The sequence below is a fragment of the Pseudoalteromonas sp. BSi20652 genome (assembly GCF_000239855.1).
Lineage (GTDB): Bacteria > Pseudomonadota > Gammaproteobacteria > Enterobacterales > Alteromonadaceae > Pseudoalteromonas.
In genome coordinates this window covers 1-1,386 of record NZ_BADT01000011.1, presented here as the reverse complement: position 1 = coordinate 1,386, position 1,386 = coordinate 1, and the positions used below count along the sequence as shown (strand labels likewise).

Genomic DNA, 1,386 nt, shown 5'->3' with positions numbered 1-1,386 from the left:
AAATAAATAAATAAAGTCCCTAATTTATAATGATAATTTATTAAAATTATTGATATACATAATGCTATTTTGAATCTTTTCTAATATATTATTACACTAGTTACTGAATCTACTCATACGGAACTGTTTATGTATTTTTACGCCGCACGCCAACCAATTTTAGATAGAGATAAAGAGTTAATTGGTTATGAACTGTTGTTTCGTGATGGCGTTGATAACGTATTTCCCGATATAGATGGCGACGAAGCAACAACACGACTTATTGAAGGTAGCCAATTTAACTTTGGCTTAGAAGATTTAACCGACAATAAACCGGCCTATATAAATTTTACCCTGGAAACACTATCAAAAGGTTATCCTACGTTACTAAGTAAAGACGCTATTGTTGTTGAGATACTCGAAACTATTCAGCCGGGTAAGCGCCTATTAGCCATCGTCAAAGACTTGAAAGATAAAGGATACACCATCGCACTTGATGACTATATTCATCAACCAGTGTGGCGTCACTTTTACCCATTTATCGATATTATTAAAATTGATTTTTTAACATGTGATATAGAAACAATAAAAACAGTTCTAAACGACTTAAAACCACATCCGCATATTAAGTTACTTGCCGAAAAAGTTGAAACTTACGAAATCTATAAACAGGCCTTAGAACTTGGTTTTGATTATTTCCAAGGGTTTTTCTTCTCAAAACCAGAAATGGTACAAAGCAAAGCTTTGCCACCTTCAGAAATGGCTTTGGCTGAATTACTTTATGAAACATCAAGCGTTGAAATGAACCTTAAAAAAATTACTGACGTGTTTGAACGTGATGTTAACTTATCTTATAAGTTACTTAGGTATTCAAATTCAGCAGCATTTGCTCGGCGCGCGGAAATAAGTACCATTAAGCAAGCGCTTATAGTCCTTGGTGCTAATGAAATTAAAAAGCTATTGTCACTACTGTTTGCAGCACAAGTGTCTGCAGATAAACCCATAGAGCTTATTAGATTATCGCTTACTCGAGCTCGTTTTGGTGAGTTACTCGCCATATCCCATGGACAATTTAAAGACACCGGCATGGCATTTTTAACCGGTATGATGTCGCTTATGGATGCTATTTTGGATGAGAGCATGGAAAGCGTAATGCAAAAGCTTCCACTTTCTAATGATATCAAAGCAGCGCTTTTAAACGACGAAGGCTTATTAGCAAAGTATCTAAACTTAGTTAAATATTATGAGCAAGCTAATTGGTCGGCGGCAAATGAAATAACCAAAGAATTAAATCTTGGTGAAAAAGTACCTGATGCCTATCATGAAGCATTGGGGTGGGTTAATGAGCAAATGCAATTAATGGTTAACGGATAATAACTATATAAATAGCAAAAAAACGCCAGCATT

Annotated in this window: 1 protein-coding gene; it reads left to right on the top strand. The window is 35.0% G+C overall.

All coding sequences use genetic code 11. The annotated features are described in order from the left end of the window. The first annotated feature begins 129 nt into the window (after positions 1–129). Complete coding sequence (locus P20652_RS16210; RefSeq protein WP_008165574.1) at positions 130–1,353, top strand: EAL and HDOD domain-containing protein; 1,224 nt, start codon at positions 130–132, stop codon at positions 1,351–1,353. Positions 1,354–1,386: the final 33 nt, after the last annotated feature.

Excerpts from the sequence above, each read along its gene's own strand:
- P20652_RS16210 (WP_008165574.1), top strand. The coding sequence starts at position 130 with ATGTATTTTTACGCCGCACGCCAACCAATTTTAGATAGAGATAAAGAG.